Source organism: Enterobacter cloacae complex sp. ECL411 (assembly GCF_021869665.1).
Lineage (GTDB): Bacteria > Pseudomonadota > Gammaproteobacteria > Enterobacterales > Enterobacteriaceae > Enterobacter > Enterobacter intestinihominis.
The window spans coordinates 3,402,796-3,422,432 of the sequence record NZ_CP091486.1 but is presented as its reverse complement, the minus strand read 5'-3'; the positions used below and the strand labels follow the sequence as shown (position 1 = coordinate 3,422,432).

The 19,637-nt window shown below is 54.9% G+C and carries 17 protein-coding genes; 12 read left to right on the top strand and 5 right to left on the bottom strand.

All coding sequences use genetic code 11. The features are described from left to right. The first annotated feature begins 57 nt into the window (after positions 1 to 57). The 6 genes from L3069_RS16220 (at position 58) to L3069_RS16195 (ending at position 5,688) form a co-directional block, all read left to right on the top strand. A complete protein-coding gene (locus L3069_RS16220; protein ID WP_172754439.1) occupies positions 58 to 228 on the top strand; it encodes a hypothetical protein in 171 nt (56 codons plus the stop codon). After that, complete coding sequence (locus L3069_RS16215) at positions 228 to 548, top strand: hypothetical protein (RefSeq protein WP_100167750.1); 321 nt, start codon at positions 228 to 230, stop codon at positions 546 to 548. The genes L3069_RS16220 and L3069_RS16215 overlap by 1 nt, the downstream gene beginning before the upstream one ends. A 9-nt stretch (positions 549 to 557) precedes the next feature. Continuing rightward, positions 558 to 3,557 (top strand): tail protein (tape measure), encoded by a 3,000-nt coding sequence (locus L3069_RS16210; RefSeq protein ID WP_100167749.1) that lies wholly within the window; start codon positions 558 to 560, stop codon positions 3,555 to 3,557. Positions 3,558 to 4,158: 601 nt separating this feature from the next. After that, the gene (locus L3069_RS16205; protein ID WP_022651574.1) at positions 4,159 to 4,770 is read left to right on the top strand and encodes a hypothetical protein; all 612 of its coding nucleotides are present in this window, start codon (positions 4,159 to 4,161) and stop codon (positions 4,768 to 4,770) included. Between the two features lie 69 nt (positions 4,771 to 4,839). Next, entirely contained in the window at positions 4,840 to 5,025 is a 186-nt protein-coding gene (locus tag L3069_RS16200; protein ID WP_032645661.1) for a hypothetical protein, read from the top strand. A 120-nt stretch (positions 5,026 to 5,145) separates the two neighbouring features. After that, positions 5,146 to 5,688, top strand: coding sequence for a plasmid pRiA4b ORF-3 family protein (locus L3069_RS16195; RefSeq protein ID WP_022651573.1), 543 nt, complete (start codon positions 5,146 to 5,148; stop codon positions 5,686 to 5,688). On the opposite strand, the gene L3069_RS16190 is transcribed toward L3069_RS16195, so the two are convergent. After that, entirely contained in the window at positions 5,681 to 6,040 is a 360-nt protein-coding gene (locus tag L3069_RS16190) for a hypothetical protein (protein ID WP_022651572.1), read from the bottom strand. The genes L3069_RS16195 and L3069_RS16190 overlap by 8 nt on opposite strands. Positions 6,041 to 6,553: 513 nt before the next feature. On the opposite strand from L3069_RS16190, the gene L3069_RS16185 reads away from it, so the two are divergent. Beyond that, positions 6,554 to 8,095: a peptide MFS transporter gene (locus tag L3069_RS16185; protein WP_023306697.1), complete on the top strand. Its 1,542-nt coding sequence runs from the start codon at positions 6,554 to 6,556 to the stop codon at positions 8,093 to 8,095. 58 nt (positions 8,096 to 8,153) lie between these two features. Further along, positions 8,154 to 8,375 (top strand): zinc ribbon domain-containing protein, encoded by a 222-nt coding sequence (locus L3069_RS16180; RefSeq protein WP_038416502.1) that lies wholly within the window; start codon positions 8,154 to 8,156, stop codon positions 8,373 to 8,375. On the opposite strand, the gene L3069_RS16175 is transcribed toward L3069_RS16180, so the two are convergent. The 3 genes from L3069_RS16175 to xseA are packed head-to-tail and all read right to left on the bottom strand — an operon-like array spanning position 8,372 to position 11,174. Next, the gene (locus tag L3069_RS16175) at positions 8,372 to 8,722 is read right to left on the bottom strand and encodes a protealysin inhibitor emfourin (RefSeq protein WP_023300706.1); all 351 of its coding nucleotides are present in this window, start codon (positions 8,720 to 8,722) and stop codon (positions 8,372 to 8,374) included. The genes L3069_RS16180 and L3069_RS16175 overlap by 4 nt on opposite strands. Beyond that, positions 8,723 to 9,742 (bottom strand): M4 family metallopeptidase, encoded by a 1,020-nt coding sequence (locus L3069_RS16170; protein WP_032623783.1) that lies wholly within the window; start codon positions 9,740 to 9,742, stop codon positions 8,723 to 8,725. Positions 9,743 to 9,800: 58 nt separating this feature from the next. Then, the gene (xseA, locus tag L3069_RS16165) at positions 9,801 to 11,174 is read right to left on the bottom strand and encodes an exodeoxyribonuclease VII large subunit (RefSeq protein WP_038416500.1); all 1,374 of its coding nucleotides are present in this window, start codon (positions 11,172 to 11,174) and stop codon (positions 9,801 to 9,803) included. Between the two features lie 159 nt (positions 11,175 to 11,333). On the opposite strand from xseA, the gene guaB reads away from it, so the two are divergent. Together guaB and guaA are read left to right on the top strand one after the other, a co-directional pair. Next, on the top strand, positions 11,334 to 12,800 hold the full coding sequence (gene guaB / locus L3069_RS16160) for an IMP dehydrogenase (protein ID WP_003860601.1): 1,467 nt from the start codon (positions 11,334 to 11,336) through the stop codon (positions 12,798 to 12,800). Positions 12,801 to 12,868: 68 nt separating this feature from the next. After that, positions 12,869 to 14,446: a glutamine-hydrolyzing GMP synthase gene (gene guaA, locus L3069_RS16155; protein WP_038416499.1), complete on the top strand. Its 1,578-nt coding sequence runs from the start codon at positions 12,869 to 12,871 to the stop codon at positions 14,444 to 14,446. Positions 14,447 to 14,548: 102 nt separating this feature from the next. On the opposite strand, the gene L3069_RS16150 is transcribed toward guaA, so the two are convergent. Further along, a complete protein-coding gene (locus L3069_RS16150; RefSeq protein ID WP_006811509.1) occupies positions 14,549 to 14,902 on the bottom strand; it encodes a helix-turn-helix domain-containing protein in 354 nt (117 codons plus the stop codon). Positions 14,903 to 15,236: 334 nt separating this feature from the next. Between L3069_RS16150 and L3069_RS16145 the strand changes: the two genes are divergently transcribed. Together L3069_RS16145 and oqxB are read left to right on the top strand one after the other, a co-directional pair. Further along, positions 15,237 to 16,412 carry an efflux RND transporter periplasmic adaptor subunit gene (locus tag L3069_RS16145; protein ID WP_022648992.1) on the top strand — a complete coding sequence of 392 codons (1,176 nt, stop codon included), beginning with the start codon at positions 15,237 to 15,239 and terminating at the stop codon, positions 16,410 to 16,412. A 23-nt stretch (positions 16,413 to 16,435) separates the two neighbouring features. Beyond that, positions 16,436 to 19,588, top strand: a complete 3,153-nt coding sequence (gene oqxB, locus L3069_RS16140; RefSeq protein ID WP_038416497.1) for a multidrug efflux RND transporter permease subunit OqxB — start codon at positions 16,436 to 16,438, stop codon at positions 19,586 to 19,588. Positions 19,589 to 19,637: the final 49 nt, after the last annotated feature.

Genomic DNA, 19,637 nt, shown 5'->3' with positions numbered 1-19,637 from the left:
ATTAGCCGTTGCTGATTATGCAAGTATAATTACTGTATAAATATCAGGAGGTGCTAAATGGCTACACCATCAGTTAAACCAGTATTGCTCAGTCGTGGCCAAATTGAACAGCTTCGAGCCCTGCAGGAGCAGGAGCGTAAAAAATCCCCGCTGGGTCTCGCCCCAACAATTCACGTCATCGCGCGTCAGCTAATGGATCGCGCCCTGAATATGCCGAAGGAGGCGTAATGGAGCAGTTAACCAGGCTGGCAGATACCATCGCAGAAACCTATGTTCGTGAACTGGAACGAGTGACCGGCGGAAATACAGTTGAATATAACGGCGCCTCAGGGCGTGTAGTTCCCCATAAATTGTCATCTGGGCTGGTGGACAATGTTATCTCTGCCGTTCGTGAAGACGCTGACAAGGAAGCTTCGGCATATAAATTACTGGTGCGGTTAATTGATATTAACGGGCGCGAATACCGGATTACAGCGCATGGCGCACTGGTGATAGAAAGTATGCTCAGGAATGGCCTGATGAATAGCAACAAACGTGTAGTTCACTAAGGAGGGGCTATGGAAGTCGGATCAGTTGTCTATATCATCAAAGCAGAAACAGACCAACTGCTAAAAGCCAATAAGCAGGTCGATAAATTCCTTTCACAATTACAGTCAAATTTCGACGGAGCGGACAAAGCTGCTGACAACCTTGGTGGAACGCTCAAGCAGACAAGCTCCGCTATCGATGATACCAATGTCGCTGCGGGGGCTATGTCCCGGAATGTCGCCGCAGTAGAGGGGGCGGTAGGAAAGCTTAATACCAATATTAACTCTCTAACACGGGCTATTCTCGAATCCAGATCCGGAGTCAGCAGCGCCAGCTCTGAATTTAGCCGGGCAGAATCAATCATAGAATCGCTGGGCAACCAGCTCGCTATCCTTGAAGAACAGCAAGAGGGTAGCACCAGAAGCGCCGCTATTCTGGCTGCTCAGCTCCGGGCCGGGAGTAATGCCACTGAGGAAGAGAAAAAGTCCATAGCCGATTTGACTGGCCGGCTGTACGACATGAAGAACGGCACGGAGGCAGGGGCAAAGGGAACTAAAAACTGGAAATCCACCATGCAGCAGGCGGGTTATCAGGTAAATGACTTCATCGTACAGGTGCAGGGCGGACAGTCGGCATTGTTAGCGTTTAGCCAGCAGGGTTCTCAACTGGCTGGCGCATTTGGTCCGGGCGGGGCGGTAGTAGGTGCTGTAATAGCATTGAGCTCAGTGATTGGTGGCGTACTAATTTCATCCCTCAAAGGTGGCAAGAGTGCCACTGATGCTTTATCCGAAGCCGTCGAAACAATGGATAAAGTGATAACAGTTTCTCAAAATGGCGTGGCTGCGTATTCAGATAAGTATGCAGAGCTGGCTAAAATTAACGCCTCTATAGCCACATTAATGAGAAAACAAGCCGAGCTAGAGCTTCAGTCAGCCTTATCTAAGGTATCCAAAGAGGTACAGAACGCATCAAGCGACTTTATTACATTTGGCGATTCTTTAGTCTCCTCACTTGGTAATGGATATGCCAGCGTTAAGTTATTTGATGGCTACTTGTCCACTCTCAATATCACAACAAATAATTTCAGCGATGCTCTGAAGCAGGCCGCCGCTAGCGGACAAGCGGGGCAAACTGCGATGAATTCTATGATTGCGACAGTAGGGGTCCTTTCCAGTAAATTCGATATTAGTGATCAGCAGGCTTACCAGTTCGCAAAGCAATTATCAGACATCAGCAAAAATCCATCAGACGAAAAACTAAACTCCTTAGTCAGAACATTACAGGAGTTTGGTAGCGGTGCTTCTAAAGGGGCTGATACAGCACAGGAGTATGCGGATAAGCTTCTGAAAATAGTAACCAGTAGCGCTGATGCCACTCGTAGGTTGAAGTTACTAAAAGAGATGACAGACTCTCTGACATCCAGCCAGGATAGAGCGCTACAGCTGGCAAGGCAGGAGCTGTTCATTACCAAGCAGACTGGCGACGAAAAGTTAAAAGCTCAGGCATGGCGTGACGCCGAAACACAGGGGCTTAAGGAAGGTACTCAGGCATTCCGAGACTATTACAATGTCAGGCTCCAGACATACCAGCAGCAACAAGCTAATTTAAAATCAGCAAAGGATGAGCGTAACGAGCAAAGCGCAGCAGTGTCAGCAGCCAAGAAAGCTGAGTCTCAGGCGGAGCGTAATGCAAGAGTCCTCAATGAATATCGGCAGAAAGCAGATATATCAGCAGATTCAACCAGCGATCTGTCCAGGGAGCAGGCGATTCTTGCCGCTCGCCAGAAGTTAGCTAACCCTACTCCTCAGCAAATTGCCCAAGTAGAAAAGGATGCCGCAGCTGCATGGGATAAAGCCGCAGCTCTCAAAGCTCAAAATGCTGTCCCTGAACTTAAAGAGAACGCCAATTACAATGTCCAGCGCAAAGCTCTGGAGAGTCTGAAAGACCAGAGGGACGCGAACGGTCAGCTCATCCTTTCGCAGCAGCAATATTACCAGGCGAGTGAGCAGCTTGAGCAGCAGCACCAGGTTAATTTAGCCAAAATCAGAGCAGAGCAGGCATCTGTTAACCCCATTGCCGAGGCTAGAGGACAGGTTGACCCGGTTCAACAACTGGCTAATGAGAATACTCAAAAACTGAAGCTCATGCAGCAGTACCAGCAGCAGGAGCAGGCCGTTCTAAGCCAGTCGTATAAAAACGGCCAACTGACTTATGCGGAATACATCGCTGCCAAACAGACAACAGACGCTCAGTATCTCGCGCTCAGAACCGCACAGGAAACACAGTACGAACAGCAGCGCATTGAGGCGCAGTGGGAAATTTTCCGCAATCAAAGCCAGGCTAACGAGTTGCTGGCATCATCTCTGGATGGTCTGCAAAGTGGGGCCAGTAGCGCCATTACCGGTCTTATTAACGGCACTCAAAGCCTGCAAGAATCCTTCGCTAACATCGGCACTACAATCCTAAACAGTGTTGTTGGCAGTCTGGTACAGATGGGGATGGAGTACGTTAAAAGCGCGGTGATGGCTCAGTCTGCTAACGCTACCGCCGCAACAAGCGCCGCGGCAACAGGTGCGAGTATTACGGCTTCTATGGCTCCAGCAGCGGCAGCTACAAACATCGCCACGATGGGGCAGGCGTCAACTATCGGCATGGCGGCTATGTCGGCTGCTATTCCTGCAATGGTTGGGCTGTTTGGTGGTGCTCGTTACAACGGTGGGCCAGTAAATGGCAGCTCAATGTATCGTGTAGGTGAGCACGGAAAGCCTGAGATATTCCAGGCGGCCAATGGCAGCCAGTACATGATACCGGGCGACAACGGGCGGGTGATAAGTAACAAGGATATGCAGGGAGGCGGTGGCGCAGTCATTCACCAGCAGATGAATGTGACTATTCACACGACAAATGGCATTACAGAGGAAAATTTACGGCAGATTGAATCCCGAATGTATAAAGTTGGGAGAAAAGCGGCCCTGGATGAGATGTTTAACCAACAGAGGCCGAAAGGGATATTGCCTCCAAGGAGATAGTTAAAAAAGCTGGCAGGGATGTTACCGCCAGCTTTTTTATTGCTTTACGCCTCCTGCCCCATGAAAGGGCTACAAAATATTAGACTGTTCTTGACGGATTGGACCGCCGAATAAATAGAGATCCGCACCAGCGGCGGGCTAGACGCCTGATCGTGATTTAGGCCGTCCAAAATATTCAGATTCGCGCCACTGGTTCGCAGTACGCAGTCAGGTAGGCGACGAAAAGCTCACGAAATTTGGATTGTTCTGGAAGGATTGCGGTGAGGGATCGACAGAAAAGCCTCTCCAGCAAAGGGCTAAAGCAATATTGGCTAACTAACCCATCCCAAAACACGGTGCATGGTGCGCAGTCAGGTACGCGGCAAAACTGCGCATTCAGCGTGCGTACCATCCATGCGCCGATCCCCCTCATATGCCATTGCCGCACGTTATCCAGTCAGTTTGCATGACAAACAAAAAAAGCAGAGTGGTTACTTTTCAGAATCAGGCTTCAACCCGAACCACCGCTGGAGTTTACCGGAGCCATTTCGCAGAAGTGATGCGTGATTTGCACTAAAATACTCATATTATTTCGTATTCATTTTGCGAGGAAATTCACGTAGTGAGAGACAGAACGCGCAGCTATACGACCGACCTGCCCCGTATAGGGTTGCCATTCCTTGCGAACATGCGTAGCAGGCTGGCGGATGCTGAACCGGGTACGCAGCTTTATACCCAGACCGAAAGCGGAATGTTGTATACCTTCCGGCAAGCCGACAGCTACGCCATGACAATCAACGGCGTGACGCGGGCTATTCGCACCATAACCACGAAGGCCGGGTATGGCGTCCGGGAATGGTACGTTTGTCCCCACTGTATGAAACGGGCTGCAAAGCTGTATATCGGCAAGAAAGATATTGGTTGCCGGGAATGCTGGAAACTCCACTACAAATGCCAGAGCGCCGACAGACTGGACAGGATGCGCATGAAGATACGCCAGCAGCGATACACGATTTGGGGCAACAATGACCTTACCAATAATCTGTTTAATGACATTCGCATGTTCCCAAAACCAAAGGGGATGCGCTGGGCTACGTTTGACAGGAAGCGGGCAGAGTTATCAGTTATGGAGATGGCTTACTGGCAGGCATTCAGTCCGGTAGTAGATAGAATCAGGGGCGTGGTTGAGCGTAAGACGGGGAAAGCAGCGCGAGCTATAGGGCTGGAGTTGTAGCGATATTCTGGTTTTCTGACAGAATTAGCTAAAATCAGCCAGTTATCCACCACAGCAGGGGCTGCCATAGTGACACCACGTGAAATAGCAGCGCTGACCGCCGCCAAGCTGGAGCATGAAGGCCACCAGCTTACCCCGGCAGAGGTTCGGGAAATGGAGCGTATTATTGAAGCTGATACAGTCCGGCGTAAACGGTTCGGGGAGATGATGCGAGCGCCTGCCTACCAGTGGAAGAAGCCAGCGCCGCGCAGGTAGATACGGGATTATTCCCCATGTAACTTATGCGTATTAAGCAAATTACCTTTATTCACCTTTACAGAATTGTGAGTGCGTCAGTATCGTTATCCTTCCGATTCGCATTTATTCAGGATTTGCATGTACCAGCTAAAGATAACCATCCGAGACAGCAAACCACCAATATGGCGGCGTGTGCTGGTTCCAGAGCAAATCCCCTTTAGTGAACTTCACGCGGTGATCCAGTTGGCTTTTGGCTGGAATGACGAACATCTGTATATGTTCGAGAAAGGCCGTAAAGGTGATCTAGGTAGCGAGTATCGCGTATGGGGTGAGGGTGAAAGCATGGGTAATGCGGCAATCACACCACTATGGGCAGCGCTCCAGAATGATGGTGACAAGCTGGTTTACACGTATGACTTTGGCGACTGGTGGGATTGCGTCATTGTGCTGGAGAAGCAAACACACGATACGAGTAATCAGCCCATTAGCTGCCTGCGTGGGAAAGGCACCACCCCGGCGGAAAACTCAGGCGGCTTGCATGGTTACAATGAATTGCTATTACAGGCCAGAGAGTCTGATAATCCTGAGCAGGCCGAGATCCACAATTTCCTGATGCTGGATATTGAACGCCGGGTTTACGACCTGAGCCGCATCAACGACAGATTGCAGGCTATTAACTGACCCGCATGTATTCACCTGATATTGCGTTATCAGCGCCGCCAGTATCGCGCATAACAGCACAATGACCGGGTAAACCGTAACGCACGACCGTTGCGTTAGTCTCACCGCCGCGCCGTACCTGACGAGACTCATACACCGTCACACGCTCAAGCAACCCACCAGCAACCATACTTTCAAGAGTTCGCCGGGTTGATTCGAGCTGGTGGCGCTTATCGAACGACGCCATGCCATGAAGAAGGTAGGCCACGCCCGACACATCGAACGGCGGCGCACCAATCTCACCAGTAACCCAATCGAGGCTATCAGGTTCAAAGTAGCTGAGTATCTCTTTTTTGCGGTTGGTCATTCTCATGGCTGGTAGGTTCCTTATTGTGGGATAGAGGTATCATACAATAAGAGTGGTAGCGGTAAGATTGCGACGATGCTCAAGTTTGCATGGAAGAGGTGAGCACCTTCTAAAATCATGTACACATGGGTGTACACAGATCAATGTTTAATATATAAATTTCTATATATAACAATGTACTTGTTGGTTTTATTGTCTTTCACATTAAGAAAAGCAAATAATTCTTACCGAACTCACTAAAACCCGCGCCTGTCGCGGGTTTTTTTCGCTCATTCAAAAGGTCTGCCTTCCCTGTGTGATGTCAATCACTATTCGCTTTTAACCATGTTTATATCTAAGAAAGTAGACAATCGTCGAATTTTCATCTTAAAGTCCAAGGTTCGGTACTAGACAAAACTAGCGCCTGGTTATCAAATGGTTAACCAATATTTCGCCGCATGTAAAAAATCGATCGGATACGTAACCGTTCGGCGTACATGCTGGTGTTTACAAGCACGACACATACCTTTCGGGAGAATTATGCAATCCTCTGTTAATCAAAAAGAGAGCCGAACCTTCTTCGGCCATCCTTATCCGCTCGGTTCGCTGTTCTTCACCGAGATGTGGGAGCGTTTCTCGTTTTACGGTATTCGCCCGCTATTGATCCTGTTTATGGCCGCCACCGTGTATGACGGCGGAATGGGCCTGGCGCGTGAAAACGCCTCGGCGATTGTCGGCATCTTCGCGGGCACCATGTACCTCGCCGCACTGCCGGGCGGCTGGCTGGCGGATAACTGGCTCGGCCAGCAGCGGGCCGTCTGGTACGGTTCGATTTTGATTGCACTTGGGCACCTGTCGATTGCCCTGTCGGCCATTATGGGCGACAACCTGTTCTTCATCGGCCTGATGTTCATCGTGCTCGGCTCCGGCCTGTTCAAGACCTGTATCTCGGTCATGGTCGGTACCCTCTACAAAAAGGGCGATGCGCGTCGTGACGGCGGTTTCTCGCTGTTCTATATGGGCATCAACATGGGCTCGTTCATTGCTCCTCTGATTTCCGGCTGGCTGATTAAAACCCACGGCTGGCACTGGGGCTTTGGTATCGGCGGTATCGGGATGCTGGTCGCCCTGATTATCTTCCGCGTGTTTGCCGTTCCGGCCATGAAGCGCTACGACAGCGAAGTCGGTCTGGACTCCACCTGGAACAGTCCAGTAGTGAAACGTAACGGCGTGGGTGCCTGGCTGCTGGCGCTGGCTGTGGGTGTTGCAATCATCGTCACGTTGATTGCCCAGGGCGTGATTGTGATTAATCCGGTCGCGGTGGCCAGCGTGCTGGTATATGTGATTGCCGCCTCCGTCGCGCTCTACTTCATCTACCTGTTCATCTTCGCCGGGCTGAATCGCAAAGAGCGCGCAAGGCTGCTGGTATGCTTTATTCTGCTGGTCTCCGCCGCGTTCTTCTGGTCCGCGTTCGAGCAGAAGCCAACCTCCTTCAACCTGTTCGCCAACGACTACACTAACCGCATGATCGGTGATTTTGAGATCCCGGCGGTGTGGTTCCAGTCGATTAATGCCCTGTTCATCATTCTGCTGGCACCGGTATTTAGCTGGGCATGGCCGAAGCTGGCGAGCAATAATATTCGCCCGAGCAGTATCACCAAGTTCGTGATCGGTATTTTGTGCGCGGCGGCGGGCTTCGGCCTGATGATGCTGGCGGCACAGAACGTGCTGAGCAACGGTGGAGCAGGGGTTTCTCCGTTCTGGCTGGTGGGCAGTATCCTGATGCTGACGCTCGGGGAACTGTGCCTGAGTCCGATTGGTCTGGCAACCATGACCCTGCTGGCGCCGGAAAGAATGCGCGGTCAGATGATGGGCCTGTGGTTCTGCGCCAGTGCGCTGGGTAACCTGGCTGCGGGCCTGATTGGTGGTCACGTGAAGGCCGACCAGCTGGATATGCTGCCAGACCTCTTTGCCCGTTGCTCCATCGCGCTGTTGATTTGTGCTGCGGTGCTGATCGTCCTCATTGTTCCGGTGCGTCGCATGCTGGAAAATGTGCAGACAAAACCGGCTACCGAAGCCTGATACTATTCAGCCTGCCGGGGCAGTTATCCAGCCCCGGCCCACCTCAACAGGAGAGAGCATGTCGATAACCTGTCCGGATTGCCACGCAGCGCTCGAGCCGCAAAACGGTATCGCGCACTGCGACAGCTGCAATAACGATATTCCCCTCAAAGCGCGCTGCCCTGACTGCCATCAACCGCTTCAGGTACTCAAGGCCTGCGGTGCGGTGGATTACTTTTGCCAGAACGGCCACGGTCTTATCTCTAAAAAACGCGTGGAGTTTGTTCGGGCTGAAGGTTAATCGCACACGCAGCCTTCACCTTTCTGCCACAGTTCCACCAGCGACTCGGGTGCTTCCTGCTCGGGTACCAGCACGATGATATCGGCGTAGTGCGCCTGATTTTGGCCGGTCCAGATAATCTGGATGCGGAAATAGCGCTGGTCACCTCTGCCGGGGGAAGAGGCTTGCCCGGGCGGCTGGCCGCGCGGAAAAGCCTGCTCCAGAATGCTCACCAGGCGCTGGCGCTGGGCCTCATTAAGCGAGGAGAGCGCAATGGTGCGCTGGCCGCTCAGCTTAGGGATAAAAGCGACGCCGCCTTCCCGGGCCAGCTCAACCACGGCGTCATCCGTCAGTTCCGGAACCTGCATTTACAGCACTCCTACCTGTTCCCAGGCTTGTTTTATAGCCGCCCCAACGTCGCTACCGGAGCGTTTCTCGCCGTGCGCTATCGTCAGTTTTGCAAAGGCATCAAAATCCGCATCCTGCGCCAGGTTGCGATCGCAAACCGTGTCGTACCAGGCATAACCCGCTTTTTCCCAGGCGTAGCCACCGATCGCCGTTGCGGCCAGGTAAAACGCGCGGTTGGGGATACCGGAGTTAAGATGTACGCCGCCGTTATCCTCGCGCGTTTTAATGAAATCTTTCATATGCCCGGGCTGCGGATCTTTACCGAGCAGCGGATCGTTATAGGCCGTGCCGGGTTCAGACATGGAGCGAAGCCCTTTCCCGTTGATGCCCTCCGCCAGCAGCCCTTCACCAATCAGCCAGTCTGCCCGATCGGCGGTTTGCTTAAGATGGTATTGTTTCACCAGCGAACCGAACACGTCGGATAACGACTCGTTCAGCGCGCCCGATTGTTCAAAGTAGATGAGTCCGGCTTCGGTCTCCGTCACGCCGTGGCTCAGCTCATGCGCTACCACGTCGATGGCAATGGTAAAGCGGTTGAAGATTTCCCCGTCGCCATCGCCAAAGACCATCTGCTGGCCGTTCCAGAAGGCGTTTTGATACTCACGGCCATAGTGCACGGTGCCGGTGAGGATCAGCCCTTTGTTATCGAGCGAATCGCGCTGATATTCCTTCCAGAAGAAATCATGGGTAATACCCAGATAATCGTACGCTTCATCCACCGCCACATCTCCGTTGGAGGGCTGGCCTTCATAGCGTACCTGCGTACCCGGCAGCTCCTGGGTCTGTTTCGCATCGTAGATGTCACGCTCAAGCTGACCGGCTTTATTCACATGCGGCGCGGCGGGTTTGCCCGGCATATGGGCCATCAGCGTCTGGACGTGGGTTAAGGTCTGACGGGCGCAGCGCTGCTGCGGCTCAGAACCGCTTTCGATAATACGGCGAAGAATATACGGAGGGATGACGCTATGTAGATGGGGCATGCTGCTCTCCTTATTAAAAAAGGCAATAGCAGCAGTATAGTTTGTAACCGGCGAAGATTTATCCGCTTTTACGCTGACGCGTTTTTTTCACCGGTTTGATCTCTTTCACTTCACTCTCGACCCAGCCGTCAGAAAGCCGGGTGGTGAGCACATCCCCTGCTTTAACCTGCTTCGTCTGCTTCAGCACTTTGCCGTCCGTCGCGGTGGTCACGCTATAGCCGCGGGCCAGCGTGGAGAGTGGACTGACGGCTTCCAGATGGGTGACCGCATTGCCAAAACGCTCGCGGGTGGCGCTCAGGCGTGAGCGGATATTTTCCGCGAGGCGGAACTCAAGCTGCTGGATCCGCGTTTGTGCGCGATAAACCTTCGGCTGCGGATTCTGCTGGTTCAGACGCTGAGTCGTGCGCTGCTGGCGCGATATCGCTCTCTTAAGCTGGTTATCCAGCGCGAAGTTCATCCGCTGACGCAGACGCTCCAGTACGGTTTGCTGACGCGCCAGACGCAATTGCGGATGCTGCTGTTGCAGACGATGATGAAGCTGGGTAAAGCGGCGGGTACGGTTGGCGAGGAAGTAGTCCATCGCCATCTCCAGGCGCTGCTGCCCGTTCTGGATCTGGCGCAGCAGCTCCTGCTGATTACGGCTGACCACCTCTGCCGCCGCGGACGGCGTGGGCGCGCGTAAATCCGCGACAAAATCGGCTATCGTCACATCCGTTTCATGGCCGACGGCGCTCACCACAGGGATAAGGCTGGCAAAGATTGCCCGCGCCACGCGCTCGTCGTTAAAGCTCCACAGGTCTTCCAGCGAGCCGCCGCCGCGCCCGACGATCAGGACATCGCACTCCTGACGCGCATTCGCCAGCTCAATCGCGCGCACGATCTGCCCCGGCGCATCGTCACCCTGAACGGCAGTTGGGTAGATAATGACGGGCAGGGAAGGGTCACGGCGCTTCAGGACGTGCAAAATATCGTGCAGCGCCGCGCCGGTTTTCGAGGTGATAACTCCAACACAGTGGGCAGGTGAGGGCAGGGGCTTTTTAAACTGCTGGTCAAACAATCCCTCAGCCGAAAGCATGGCTTTTAACTGCTCGTACTTCTGCTGCAACAAGCCTTCACCGGCGGGCTGCATGCTCTCGACGATAATCTGATAATCGCCGCGCGGCTCATACAGGGTAATGTTGGCGCGAACCAGAACCTGCTGGCCATGCTGAGGGCGGAACGTCACGCGACGATTGCTGTTGCGGAACATCGCGCAGCGCACCTGAGCGGTGTCGTCTTTTAGCGTAAAGTACCAGTGACCGGAAGCAGGCTGTGTGAAGTTAGAGATTTCACCGCTGATCCAGACCTGTCCCATTTCCTGCTCAAGCAGCAAACGCACCGTCTGATTAAGGCGGCTGACAGTATAAATTGAGGGGGATTGAGAGGATAACATGTGAGCGGGATCAAATTCTAAATCAGCAAGTTATTCAGTCGATAGTAACCTGCTGAGAGGCGATCGCAAGCATTTTTTTCAAAAAAGTGTAGATGCAATCGGTTACGCTCTGTATAATGCCACGGCAATATTTAACCACCCAGGTCAGAGATATTGCCCATGCTACGTATCGCTAAAGAAGCACTGACGTTTGACGACGTCCTCCTCGTTCCCGCTCATTCCACCGTTCTGCCGAATACTGCCGACCTCAGCACGCAGTTGACGAAAACCATTCGTCTGAACATTCCTATGCTCTCCGCAGCAATGGACACCGTGACTGAAGCGCGTCTGGCTATTGCTTTGGCACAGGAAGGCGGCATTGGCTTTATCCACAAAAACATGTCTATCGAGCGTCAGGCGGAAGAAGTTCGCCGCGTGAAGAAACATGAATCCGGTATCGTGTCCGATCCTCAGACCGTTCTGCCAACCACCACCCTGCACGAAGTGAAAGCGCTAACCGAGCGTAACGGCTTTGCAGGTTACCCGGTTGTGACCGAAGACAACGAGCTGGTGGGCATCATCACCGGTCGTGATGTGCGTTTCGTGACTGACCTGAACCAGCCTGTCAGCGTCTATATGACGCCAAAAGAGCGCCTGGTGACCGTTCGCGAAGGCGAAACCCGCGACGTGGTGCTGGCGAAAATGCACGAAAAACGCGTTGAGAAAGCGCTGGTTGTGGATGCGAACTTCCACCTGCGTGGCATGATCACCGTTAAAGATTTCCAGAAAGCAGAACGTAAACCGAACGCCTGTAAAGACGAGCATGGCCGTCTGCGCGTCGGCGCTGCGGTTGGCGCGGGCGCAGGTAACGAAGAGCGCGTTGACGCGCTGGTTGCCGCGGGCGTTGACGTGCTGCTGATTGACTCCTCACATGGCCACTCCGAAGGCGTTCTGCAACGTATTCGTGAAACCCGTGCTAAATACCCGGATCTCCAGATCATCGGCGGTAACGTGGCTACGGGCGCAGGTGCTCGCGCACTGGCGGAAGCCGGTTGCAGCGCGGTGAAAGTGGGTATCGGCCCTGGCTCTATCTGTACTACCCGTATCGTCACCGGCGTGGGCGTTCCGCAGATCACCGCGGTGTCTGACGCGGTTGAAGCGCTGGAAGGCACCGGTATTCCGGTTATCGCGGACGGCGGTATCCGCTTCTCTGGCGACATCGCCAAAGCGATCGCCGCAGGTGCCGCAGCCGTGATGGTGGGCTCCATGCTGGCCGGTACCGAAGAATCCCCGGGCGAAATCGAACTCTACCAGGGCCGTTCTTACAAATCCTACCGCGGTATGGGCTCCCTGGGCGCGATGTCCAAAGGTTCCTCCGACCGTTACTTCCAGACCGATAACGCCGCTGACAAACTGGTACCGGAAGGCATCGAAGGCCGCGTGGCCTATAAAGGCCGTCTGAAAGAGATCATCCACCAGCAGATGGGCGGCCTGCGTTCCTGTATGGGTCTGACCGGCTGTGGTACCATTGACCTGCTGCGTACCAAAGCGGAATTCGTACGCATCAGCGGTGCGGGTATCCAGGAGAGCCACGTGCACGACGTGACGATCACCAAAGAGTCCCCGAACTACCGTCTGGGATCATGATTTTCTTCGCCCGACCTCGTGTCGGGCGATTTATTTAATCTGTTTCACTTGCCTCGGAATTAGCGTCAATGACGGAAAACATTCATAAACATCGCATCCTCATCCTCGATTTTGGTTCTCAGTACACTCAACTGGTGGCGCGTCGCGTGCGTGAGCTGGGCGTTTACTGTGAACTGTGGGCGTGGGATGTTACGGAAGCACAGATTCGCGAGTTCAATCCAAGCGGCATCATCCTGTCCGGCGGCCCGGAGAGCACCACCGAAGAGAACAGCCCGCGCGCGCCGCAGTACGTATTCGAAGCGGGCGTACCGGTGTTCGGCGTGTGCTACGGCATGCAGACTATGGCGATGCAGCTGGGCGGCCACGTAGAAGGCTCTAACGAGCGTGAGTTCGGCTACGCGCAGGTTGAAGTCGTCACCGACAGCGCGCTGGTGCGCGGTATCGAAGACTCCCTGACCGCAGACGGCAAACCGCTGCTGGACGTATGGATGAGCCACGGCGACAAAGTCACCGCTATCCCGTCGGACTTCGTGACCGTAGCCAGCACCGAAAGCTGCCCGTTCGCGATTATGGCGAACGAAGAAAAACGCTTCTACGGCGTGCAGTTCCACCCGGAAGTGACTCACACCCGTCAGGGTATGCGCATGCTGGAGCGCTTCGTGCGTGATATCTGCCAGTGTGAAGCCCTGTGGACCCCGGCAAAAATCATCGACGACGCCGTGGAGCGTATCCGCCAGCAGGTTGGTGATGACAAAGTGATCCTCGGCCTCTCCGGCGGCGTCGACTCCTCCGTGACCGCGATGCTGCTGCACCGCGCCATCGGCAAAAACCTGACCTGCGTCTTCGTGGACAACGGCCTGCTGCGTCTGAACGAAGCCCAGCAGGTCATGGACATGTTCGGCGACCACTTCGGTCTGAATATCGTTCACGTGGAAGGCGAACAGCGCTTCCTGGACGCGCTGAAAGGCGAGAACGATCCGGAAGCGAAACGTAAAATCATCGGCCGCGTATTCGTGGAAGTGTTCGACGAAGAAGCGCTGAAGCTGGAAGACGTGAAATGGCTGGCGCAGGGCACTATCTACCCTGACGTGATCGAATCCGCCGCCTCCTCAACCGGTAAAGCACACGTCATCAAATCTCACCACAACGTGGGCGGCCTGCCGAAAGAGATGAAGATGGGCCTGGTTGAGCCGCTGCGCGAGCTGTTCAAAGACGAAGTGCGCAAGATTGGTCTGGAACTGGGTCTGCCGTACGACATGCTCTACCGTCACCCATTCCCGGGCCCGGGCCTCGGCGTACGCGTGCTGGGCGAAGTGAAGAAAGAGTACTGCGACCTGCTGCGTCGCGCGGACGCGATCTTCATTGAAGAGCTGCACAAGGCTGACCTGTACAACAAGGTTAGCCAGGCGTTCACCGTGTTCCTGCCGGTTCGCTCCGTCGGCGTGATGGGCGATGGCCGCAAGTACGACTGGGTTGTCTCCCTGCGTGCGGTTGAAACCATCGACTTCATGACCGCGCACTGGGCGCACCTGCCGTATGACTTCTTAGGCCGCGTGTCTAACCGCATCATCAACGAAGTGAACGGCATTTCCCGCGTGGTGTATGACATCAGCGGCAAGCCACCGGCGACGATCGAGTGGGAGTAAGCCCATAACCTTTCCTGCGAAGTTATAAGCAGGTAAGACTGATAAAACCCTCTGTTTACAGAGGGTTTTTCTTTTGTAACTGATATCCGAACGGGACGTGAATTATTGGCTCATCTGCCGGGATCCACGGCAGCCGATACTGCGTCGCCATGCCCCTGGCGCCTGACCATACTGACGCTTAAAGCTGCGGTTGAAGGACTGCTGAGAATCAAAGCCCAGCGCGATCGCCACGTTCAGAATCGGTTCATCGCTTTGGGCTAAGCGCTCAACTGATTTTTGCAGCTTTTGCGCGCGAATATATTCAGCGAGAGGGGAGCCGGTATGTTCTTTGAAGATCCGCTGGAGATGCCATTTCGAATAGCCGGCTCGCCTGGAGACGGTTTCAATGTCCAGGCGGCTATCAAGGTTGTTGTCGATCCAGTCGAGCAAATCGTGAATGAATGCACCCGTGTTCATCTTGCTTCCCCCTACGCCACGCATTAAAAGCATCTTTGTTTGTTGCACTTAAAGGTGGCCCGTTTTGATATTAATTGCAAGTTTTATTGTTACATTTAAATCCCTTCTCAAAACCCGTGATTTACCTTCGCGGCAAATAGCACATAAAGTGCAACAATTATTCTTGCACTTAATTAAGCGCCTTCCTACAATCGCCGCGATAGTGTATTCGCAACTGTTACAGTTTTGTGGCGATGAACGACACAAATGGCCTTAAGCCAGACCGGACAAAGGAAGTGGCGCGGCGCCTCCCGCTGCGTCTTGCCCGGCGGCTACAATAACCGGAATAAAAATAATGAGCCTGCAAAAAACCTGGGGTTACTTTCATCTGAGCGCGACGGGGGTGGTTTTACTCTCCGCGCTTCTCGTCGGGTGCGATGACAGCGTCGCGCAAAATGCCGCACCGCAAGCGCCCGTCGTCAGCGCAGCTGACGTGGTGGTGAAATCCATTAGCCAGTGGGACAGCTTTAACGGTCGCATTGAAGCGGTGGAAAGCGTTCAGCTGCGCCCACGCGTCTCCGGCTACATTGATAAAGTGAATTACACCGACGGTCAGGAGGTGAAAAAGGGCGAGGTGCTGTTCACGATTGATGACCGAACCTATCGCGCGGCGCTGGAACAGGCGCAGGCGAACCTGGCGAGAGCCAAAACGCAGGCCAGCCTGGCGCGAAGCGAGGCTAACCGTACCGATAAATTAGTCAATACCAACGTGGTATCCCGTGAAGAGTGGGAGCAGCGCCGTTCCGCCGCTACCCAGGCGCAGGCCGATATTCGCGCGGCGCAGGCGGCGGTTGATGCCGCGCAGCTCAACCTCGACTTCACAAAAGTGACCGCGCCTATCGACGGTCGCGCCAGCCGGGCGCTGATCACCAGCGGTAACCTGGTGACTGCGGGTGACAGCGCCAGCGTGCTCACCACCCTGGTCTCACAGAAGACGGTTTACGTCTACTTCGACGTGGACGAGTCCACCTATCTTCACTATCAGAACCTGGCCCGCAGCGGGCAGGGGGCGTCCAGTCACCACACGGCGCTGCCGGTGGAGATTGGTCTGACGGGTGAGGAGGGCTATCCCCATCAGGGCAAAGTGGATTTCCTGGATAACCAGCTCACGCCGAGTACCGGTACAATCCGCATGCGCGCGCTGCTGGATAACTCACAGCGTCAGTTCACGCCGGGACTCTTCGCACGCGTGCGCCTGCCGGGCAGTGCGGAATTTAAAGCCACGCTTGTTGACGATAAGGCGGTGCTGACCGATCAGGATCGTAAGTATGTTTATGTCGTTGATAAAGACGGGAAAGCGCAGCGCCGCGATATTACGCCGGGGCGTCTGGCCGACGGTTTACGTATTGTACAGCAGGGGCTGAATCCCGGGGATAAAGTCATCGTCGATGGGTTACAAAAAGTGTTTATGCCGGGTATGCCGGTTAACGCGAAAACCGTTGCCATGACCGCCAGCGCCGCCCTCAACTGATCCCTTACCTGAGAATCCAATCCATGGACTTTTCCCGTTTTTTCATCGACAGGCCGATTTTTGCCGCCGTACTGTCGATTCTGATTTTTATCACAGGATTAATCGCCATCCCGCTGCTGCCGGTGAGCGAATATCCTGATGTCGTGCCGCCAAGCGTGCAGGTGCGCGCCGAGTACCCGGGCGCCAACCCGAAAGTGATTGCCGAAACCGTGGCGACGCCGCTGGAAGAGGCGATCAACGGCGTTGAAAACATGATGTACATGAAATCCGTCGCGGGTTCCGACGGCGTGCTGGTGACTACCGTCACCTTCCGTCCGGGTACCGACCCGGATCAGGCGCAGGTACAGGTGCAAAACCGCGTCGCACAGGCCGAGGCGCGTCTGCCGGAAGACGTTCGGCGTCTGGGCATTACGACTCAGAAACAGTCGCCAACGCTGACGCTGGTGGTGCATCTCTTTTCGCCTGGTGGTAAGTACGATTCACTGTATATGCGTAACTACGCCACGCTGAAGGTGAAGGACGAGCTGGCGCGTCTGCCCGGCGTGGGTCAGATCCAGATTTTCGGCTCGGGTGAATACGCGATGCGCGTCTGGCTGGATCCAAACAAGGTGGCGGCGCGCGGACTGACGGCCTCGGACGTGGTGACGGCGATGCAGGAGCAAAACGTACAGGTCTCCGCCGGGCAGCTTGGCGCCGAGCCGCTGCCGAAAGAGAGCGATTTCCTGATCTCCATTAACGCCCAGGGCCGTCTGCATACCGAAGAAGAGTTTGGCAATATTGTCCTGAAAACAACGCAGGACGGTACGGTCGTCCGCCTGCGCGACGTGGCGCGTATCGAGATGGGTTCCGGCAGCTATGCGCTGCGCTCCCAGCTGAACAATAAAGACGCGGTCGGGATTGGTATCTTCCAGTCGCCGGGGGCAAACGCCATCGATCTGTCTAACGCGGTGCGCGCCAAAATGGACGAACTGTCCACCCGTTTCCCGGACGATATGAAGTGGGCGGCACCTTACGACCCAACGGTATTTGTGCGCGACTCGATCCGTGCGGTTGTACAAACGCTGCTGGAAGCGGTGGTGCTGGTCGTGCTGGTGGTGATCCTGTTCCTGCAAACCTGGCGCGCGTCGATCATCCCGCTGATCGCGGTGCCGGTATCGGTCGTGGGTACCTTCAGCATTCTTTACCTGCTGGGCTTCTCGCTGAATACCCTGAGCCTGTTCGGGCTGGTGCTGGCCATCGGTATCGTGGTGGATGATGCCATCGTGGTGGTGGAGAACGTCGAGCGAAATATCGAAGAGGGGCTCGCCCCGCTTGCGGCGGCGCATCAGGCGATGCGTGAAGTGTCCGGGCCGATTATCGCCATTGCGCTGGTGCTGTGTGCAGTGTTTGTGCCGATGGCGTTCCTCTCTGGCGTGACCGGCCAGTTCTACAAACAGTTTGCGGTAACGATAGCCATTTCCACGGTGATCTCCGCGATCAACTCGCTGACGCTTTCTCCGGCGCTGGCCGCGCTGCTGTTGAAGCCGCATGGTGCCCCGAAAGATTTCCCGACCCGGCTTATCGATCGTCTGTTCGGCTGGATTTTCCGTCCGTTTAACCGCTTTTTCCATCGCAGCTCGACCGGCTATCAGGGACTGGTAGGGAAAACGCTTGGCCGACGCGGTGCAGTGTTTGCGGTTTATTTGCTGCTGCTTTGTGCCGCGGGTGTGATGTTTAAAGTCGTACCCGGCGGGTTTATTCCGACGCAGGATAAACTGTACCTGATCGGCGGCGTGAAAATGCCGGAAGGCTCGTCGCTGGCGCGTACCGATGCGGTGATCCGCAAAATGAGCGAAATCGGGATGAATACCGAAGGCGTGGATTATGCGGTCGCGTTTCCTGGCCTGAACGCGCTCCAGTTCACCAATACGCCGAACATCGGGACGGTCTTCTTTGGCCTGAAGCCGTTCGACCAGCGTAAACATACTGCAGCGGAAATTAACGCGGAGATCAATGCGAAAATCGCTCAAATCCAGCAGGGCTTTGGCTTCTCGATTCTGCCGCCGCCGATTTTAGGGCTGGGTCAAGGGTCCGGTTATTCCCTGTATATTCAGGATCGTGCTGGTCTGGGCTATGGCGCGCTGCAAAACGCGGTGAACACCATGTCCGGGGCGATTATGCAGACGCCGGGTATGCATTTCCCAATCTCAACCTACCAGGCTAACGTTCCGCAGCTGGATGTGCAGGTTGACCGTGATAAAGCGAAAGCGCAGGGCGTATCGCTTACCGATCTTTTCGGCACGCTGCAAACCTATCTGGGCTCGTCATATGTAAACGACTTTAACCAGTTTGGACGGACCTGGCGCGTAATGGCACAGGCCGACGGGCAGTTCCGCGACAGCGTGGAAGATATCGCGAATTTACGCACACGCAATGACCAGGGCGAAATGGTGCCGATTGGCAGTATGGTGAAAATCACGACCACCTACGGGCCGGACCCGGTGATCCGCTATAATGGTTACCCGGCGGCGGATCTTATTGGTGATGCTGACCCGCGCGTGCTCTCTTCCGCGCAGGCGATGACGCAGCTGGACGCCATGTCTAAGCAGATCCTGCCGAACGGGATGAATATTGAATGGACGGACCTGAGTTTCCAGCAGGCCACCCAGGGCAATACGGCGCTGATCGTCTTCCCGGTCGCGGTGCTGCTGGCGTTCCTGGTGCTGGCGGCGCTGTATGAAAGCTGGACGCTGCCGCTGGCGGTGATCCTTATCGTGCCGATGACGATGCTCTCCGCGCTGTTCGGCGTCTGGCTGACCGGGGGCGATAACAACGTCTTCGTGCAGGTGGGGCTGGTCGTGCTGATGGGGCTGGCCTGTAAAAACGCGATACTTATCGTGGAGTTTGCCCGCGAGCTGGAAATTCAGGGCAAAGGCATCATGGAGGCTGCGCTGGAGGCGTGCCGCCTGCGTTTACGCCCGATTGTAATGACCTCTATCGCCTTTATTGCCGGGACCATTCCACTGATCCTAGGTCACGGGGCAGGGGCAGAAGTCCGCGGCGTCACCGGGATCACCGTCTTCTCCGGGATGCTGGGCGTGACGCTGTTTGGTCTGTTCCTGACGCCGGTCTTTTACGTGACGCTGCGTAAATTCGTGACGCGCGGCAAAGCGGAAAGAGAGGTGTTGCCTGCGTAGGACGTAGCAGATAACAAAAAGCCGCCTTCATTGTGAAGGCGGCTTTTTT

Coding starts and splice junctions, on each gene's coding strand:
- L3069_RS16150 (WP_006811509.1), bottom strand. CDS start 14,902: ATGAACACGGGTGCATTCATTCACGATTTGCTCGACTGGATCGACAAC.
- L3069_RS16170 (WP_032623783.1), bottom strand. CDS start 9,742: ATGCCCCATCTACATAGCGTCATCCCTCCGTATATTCTTCGCCGTATT.
- L3069_RS16180 (WP_038416502.1), top strand. CDS start 8,154: ATGTCGATAACCTGTCCGGATTGCCACGCAGCGCTCGAGCCGCAAAAC.
- L3069_RS16145 (WP_022648992.1), top strand. CDS start 15,237: ATGAGCCTGCAAAAAACCTGGGGTTACTTTCATCTGAGCGCGACGGGG.
- L3069_RS16210 (WP_100167749.1), top strand. CDS start 558: ATGGAAGTCGGATCAGTTGTCTATATCATCAAAGCAGAAACAGACCAA.
- L3069_RS16215 (WP_100167750.1), top strand. CDS start 228: ATGGAGCAGTTAACCAGGCTGGCAGATACCATCGCAGAAACCTATGTT.
- L3069_RS16175 (WP_023300706.1), bottom strand. CDS start 8,722: ATGCAGGTTCCGGAACTGACGGATGACGCCGTGGTTGAGCTGGCCCGG.
- guaB (WP_003860601.1), top strand. CDS start 11,334: ATGCTACGTATCGCTAAAGAAGCACTGACGTTTGACGACGTCCTCCTC.
- L3069_RS16195 (WP_022651573.1), top strand. CDS start 5,146: ATGTACCAGCTAAAGATAACCATCCGAGACAGCAAACCACCAATATGG.
- L3069_RS16185 (WP_023306697.1), top strand. CDS start 6,554: ATGCAATCCTCTGTTAATCAAAAAGAGAGCCGAACCTTCTTCGGCCAT.
- L3069_RS16220 (WP_172754439.1), top strand. CDS start 58: ATGGCTACACCATCAGTTAAACCAGTATTGCTCAGTCGTGGCCAAATT.
- oqxB (WP_038416497.1), top strand. CDS start 16,436: ATGGACTTTTCCCGTTTTTTCATCGACAGGCCGATTTTTGCCGCCGTA.
- L3069_RS16190 (WP_022651572.1), bottom strand. CDS start 6,040: ATGAGAATGACCAACCGCAAAAAAGAGATACTCAGCTACTTTGAACCT.
- xseA (WP_038416500.1), bottom strand. CDS start 11,174: ATGTTATCCTCTCAATCCCCCTCAATTTATACTGTCAGCCGCCTTAAT.
- guaA (WP_038416499.1), top strand. CDS start 12,869: ATGACGGAAAACATTCATAAACATCGCATCCTCATCCTCGATTTTGGT.